The organism is Methylocaldum sp. (genome assembly GCF_039794385.1).
Lineage (GTDB): Bacteria > Pseudomonadota > Gammaproteobacteria > Methylococcales > Methylococcaceae > Methylocaldum.
On the sequence record NZ_JBDIVO010000334.1, the window covers coordinates 1 to 4,911 of the forward strand.

The 4,911-nt window shown below is 61.7% G+C and carries 2 protein-coding genes; one reads left to right on the forward strand and one right to left on the reverse strand.

Going from position 1 to position 4,911, the window contains the following annotated elements:
• Positions 1-140 precede the first annotated feature (140 nt).
• Positions 141-1,118, reverse strand: coding sequence for an SDR family oxidoreductase (locus ABJK70_RS20105; RefSeq protein ID WP_347258885.1), 978 nt, complete (start codon positions 1,116-1,118; stop codon positions 141-143).
• 318 nt (positions 1,119-1,436) lie between these two features.
• Between ABJK70_RS20105 and ABJK70_RS20110 the strand changes: the two genes are divergently transcribed.
• Positions 1,437-4,403, forward strand: a complete 2,967-nt coding sequence (locus ABJK70_RS20110; RefSeq protein WP_347258886.1) for a cation-transporting P-type ATPase — start codon at positions 1,437-1,439, stop codon at positions 4,401-4,403.
• Positions 4,404-4,911 lie beyond the last annotated feature (508 nt).

Consider the following 4,911-nt stretch of genomic DNA (forward strand, 5'->3'; position numbering starts at 1 on the left):
GGAGCCTGTCGGCATCGACGACTTCGACTTCGTTGCCCTTGATTTCCATTACTCCCCTGAGGGTGCTCTCGATATCGATAGCCGTTCGAAACAGCATAGGCTTACTCCTTGCGAGACAAATGACGAGGATCAGGGCGGACTCACGATCTTCTTCCGAGTCCGGCGAACCCGAACCCCATGCCGATGCCCAGTACCCCGGCCAGCGCCATCCAGGAAACGGGCAGCCTTTGCCGGGGTCTTTTCCAGCCGCCGCGCACCCTGGCGTATTCGGGCATGGGTTGGAACAGATTGCCCGAAGTCGGCGGTATGGCGCGCTCTTGAAAGTGCTTCGCTTCGACCACCCGAGCCGCCCATCGGTCGAACAGCCCCGGCACGATGCGCTGGGCGACGATCGCCGCCCGGATGTTGGCGCCCACGATCACCTCGCGGCGCGGTGTGAGCGCGGCGGACAGGATGGCTCGGGCGATTTTTTCCGGATCATAGATCGGCCACATGGGTCTGGCCGCGCGCACCATGTAATTGCCCCCCTGCTGGAACAAGGGCGTATCGGTCGCTGGCGGAAGCACCGTGACCACATGAATGCCCGGCACATCCCAAAGCTCCTGCCGCAGGCAATCGGATAGCGCGACGATGCCGTATTTGCTGATGACATAAGCGGCGGCGAAAGGCTTGGGAATTTTTCCGACCCCCGAGGAGACATTGATGAGAACGCCGCTACCCTGCTCCCGGAACCACGGCAGGATGGCCCGAGCACCGTGAACGTAGCCCAATAGATTGGTGTCGATTACCCGGCGGAAATCCGCAATCGGGGTTTCCTCGAACCGGCCGAACAGAGTCACCGCCGCGTTGTTGATCCAGGTATCCAACCGCCCGAAGGTTTCGATGGTTCGGCGCGCCAGCGCTTCGACCGCTGGTCCGTCGGTCACATCGACCGGCACGGCCAAAGCCTTTCCGCCGGAGGTTTCGCACTCCTGCGCCAGTTCATCGAGGGCCGCTCCACGGCGGGCGGCCACCACCACGGTTCCTCCCGCCGCCGCGAACGCCAAAGCCGTGGCCCGACCGATGCCGCTCGATGCTCCGGTAATCACGGTAACGGTGTTCTCGATCCCGAGCCGCATGGCGATTCCTTTCCGCGATAAGCTTACTAAAGGAGACCCGGCGGTATAGCGTAAGTTCTCAGCTGGCGAGGGGTGCAATCGAACGGGCATCCCTTGGATGCTTATCCCAGTAGGCCCTTCGACAGTTTGTAGGGCGGGTTAGGCGGGTTAGGCCGCGAGGCCGTAACCCGCCGAGCGGCCTCGGATCGGTGGGTTACGCTGCGCTAACCCACCCTACGATTCTGGTAAGGCTCTTAGTCCATACCCGGATAGATCCGTTCAGATCGTTACGCACCCGGCGCTTTTTCGGCGGTCGAAGATGGGAGAAGGACCTCAAACATGAGCTGGCACAGTCAACCCGCAGACCGGATTCTTCAAAAACTGAAGACCAAGGCCGAAGGCCTTTCCGCCGACGAGGCGAGGCGGCGCCTCGAGGAACACGGTCCCAACGAGATCCGGAAAGGACGGGAAATCTCTCCGCTCAGGATCTTGCTGGCCCAGTTCAACGATTTTCTCATCTACCTTCTGCTCGCGGCGGCGATCCTCTCGGTCGGCGTGGGCTTCTTGCCGGGAGCGGAACCGGAATACACCGAGGCCATTCTCATTCTGGTCATCGTGCTGGCCAACGGGCTGTTCGGTTTCATTCAGGACTATCGGGCCGAAAAGGCGATGCAATCGCTCCGGGAGCTTTCCACGCCGCAGGCGCGGGTGTTCAGGGACGGAACAAAGATCACGGTGCCGGCTACCGAGCTGGTGCCGGGCGATGTGATCGTGATCGACCAAGGGAACCGGATTCCGGCGGATGCCCGTATGCTCGAATCCCACAGTCTGGAGACGATGGAAGCTTCGCTGACCGGGGAGAGCGCGACGGTCCCCAAAGAGGCGGAACCCGTGGATGAAGACACGCCTTTGGCCCAACGCAGCAACATGCTGTTCATGAACACCGATGCGGTGAGAGGACGGGGCAAGGCGGTGGTGGTGGCCACGGGCATGAACACGGAAGTGGGCGCCATCGCCTCGGAGATCGAGAGCGCCGAGCAGCACAAAACGCCGTTCCAGGAAGAGGTCGACCGCCTGGGCAAGCAAATCGGCTACGGCATTCTCGGGTTGATTCTGGTGGTTGCCGTGATCCAGTACTTTGCTACCGAAACCGGCATCGTCACCATCATCCTGGTGGCCGTTACCCTGGCCGTGGCCGCCGTGCCGGAGGGCCTGCCGGCCGTGGTGACCCTCGCCCTGGCGCTTGGCTCCCAGAGGCTGATCAAGCAGAACGCCTTGGTTCGCCGGCTGTCGGTCGTGGAGAGCTTGGGCTCCGTGGACGTGATCGTGACCGACAAGACGGGCACGCTGACTGAAAATCAGATGACGGTCAAAAGGTTATATTTCGCCGGCCGAACCTACGAGGTCACGGGTGAAGGCACCAAGCCGGACGGCGAGTTCCGTCAGAACGGCGAATCCGTGCCCGCCGAGACGCTGGAGCCGCTCCTAAAATGCGGGGCCGTCGTCAACGATGCGGAAAAGACGGGGGACGCCGCGGATTATTCCGGCGATCCCACGGAAGTCGCCCTTCTGGTCTCGGCCGCCAAGGCGGGGATCGAAGCCAAGCCGGAACGGCTGCGCGAAATTCCATTCTCGTCCGAGCGCAAGCGGATGACGGTGATCGCCAAGGAAGAACCGCCGATGGCGTACATGAAGGGCGCTCCCGAAGTGGTGCTGGAGCGATGCAGCTCGCTATGGGAGGACGGGGAAGCCAAGCCCCTCGACGAGGAGGCGCGACAGGCCATCGTCGATAAAAACAAAGAGTTCGCCGGCAGCGCCTTCCGCGTTTTGGCCTTTGCCCACAAGGAAATGCACGATACGGAGGGAAACGAGGACGAGATCGAAAGCGGAATGGTGTTTCTTGGATTGCAGGCCATGATCGATCCGCCCCGCGCCGAGGTGAAGGAGGCCGTTCAGGACTGCCGAAACGCGGGTATCCGGGTCATCATGGTCACCGGCGACAACCTGGCGACGGCCAAGGCCATCGGGGCGCAGATCGGTTTCAGCCCGGAAGGGGCCATGACCGGAACGGAGCTCGACCGCCTCTCCGAGCAAGAGCTGCCGCGAGTCGCGGAGAAAGCCGAGGTCTTTGCCCGCGTTTCGCCCCACCACAAGGTCGCGCTCTTGAAGGCGCTCCAGGAGAGCGGTCATCGGGTGGCCATGACCGGCGACGGGGTGAACGACGCCCCGGCCCTGCGCAATGCTCACGTGGGGGTCGCCATGGGCCGGCGCGGAACCGACGTGGCCAAGGAAGCTTCGGACATGGTGCTGCAGGACGACAATTTCGTGACCTTGCGCAATGCCATCGCCGAAGGCCGGGGCATCTTCGACAACATCCGCAAGTTCGTCAATTTTCTGCTGTCGGCGAACGCCGGCGAGATCCTGATCGTGTTCCTCGGCGTATTGGCGGGCGCCGCGCTGTTTCCCCGCCTTTTCGAAGGCCAGAGCGAAGCCTTGATCCTCACGCCGGTGATGCTCTTGTGGATCAATTTGATCACCGACGGGCTTCCTGCGCTGGCCTTGAGTACCGATCCCAAGACGGAAGGCATCATGAAGCAGCCGCCGCGCGGTTCCGGCGAACCGGTGCTCGATCGGCGCATCATCGCCTCGATTCTCGGCATCGGCCTGATCATGGCCGCCACCGGATTGCCTTTGTTTTTCCACGGCCTTTGGAACACCGGCGACCTGGCACGGGCGCAGACCCAGCTCTTCACCTTCATCGTCGTGGCCGAGATGGTCCGAATCCAGGTCATCCGGGCGCGTTACGCCCTGCCGATACTCTCGAACCGGTGGCTGGTCGCCGCCGTGGCATCGAGCCTGGCCCTGCAGGCGATAGTCCTTTATACGCCCGCGAACGAGCTCTTCGAGGTGGCAACGCTTGCGCCGGGTGACTGGCAGTGGATCGGCATCGCTTTTGCGGCCTTTCTCCTGCTGAGCGTGACGGCGGAAAAAAGTCTTGACCGGATTTTCGGCAGGAGAGTCGAGAGAGCGCTTAAGAAAGCAGCCGCCGAAAAGAAAATCTCTCCGCCAGAACGGGAAGAAAGATTGATGGCGTTTTACATCCTGAGCAAGGCGTTGCTGGACGCCTATACCGCCAGTTTCGGCAAAGAGGCGGAGGAAAAACCCTGGGGCGAAAACAAAACGAGCGACAAAGTGGAGGCTTTCCGTCTATTCAGCGAAGCGATGCTGAAAGCCTATGCGCGGACCTTCGACCACAGAGTGGGCACGGAGCCTCAAAACGCTCGAAAGCCCTCGAAGACCGAGTAGCGCATTTTTCGTTTCCGATTAGCGGGTTGTTTGTCCGAAAACCCTACCAAGGAGCCGCTGAGCGCGGCGCTTGTTTTAGAGCGGGGAGCCGCCCCGCACGCGGGCTACGTTGCGAACGCCATCCCTAGAGCGTTTTCATCTCGCTCGTAGGGCAAAACAGGCTTGGCGGACGTCGTTGGCGCCTTCGGCTCGGGTGAATGGATTCAAGCATTCGTAGGTCGGCAATCCTTTGCCGACGTATCGGCTCGGCGAAGGGCTTTGTCGGAAGGGGCGTCCTGGCGCTCCCAGGACGGCCGTTTGCGATTGGAAGGGTCGCGACTAAAGCGACCGTTTGCGATTGGAAGGGCAGCTCTGGCGCTCCCAGAGATGCCGTTTGCGATTGGCAAGGGATTGCCGACCTTATATCTCGATTCTGGATTCCACAAGAGGCAGAATCTCCGACTGATCATCGGACCCAGACGCTGGGCAAGACGTTGCCGACCTTGGGCCTGAAGCCCGCGCCGTAGAT

What these genes read in the sequence shown, in the direction of transcription:
- ABJK70_RS20105 (WP_347258885.1), bottom strand. Translation starts at nt 1,118, where the DNA reads ATGCGGCTCGGGATCGAGAACACCGTTACCGTGATTACCGGAGCATCG.
- ABJK70_RS20110 (WP_347258886.1), top strand. Translation starts at nt 1,437, where the DNA reads ATGAGCTGGCACAGTCAACCCGCAGACCGGATTCTTCAAAAACTGAAG.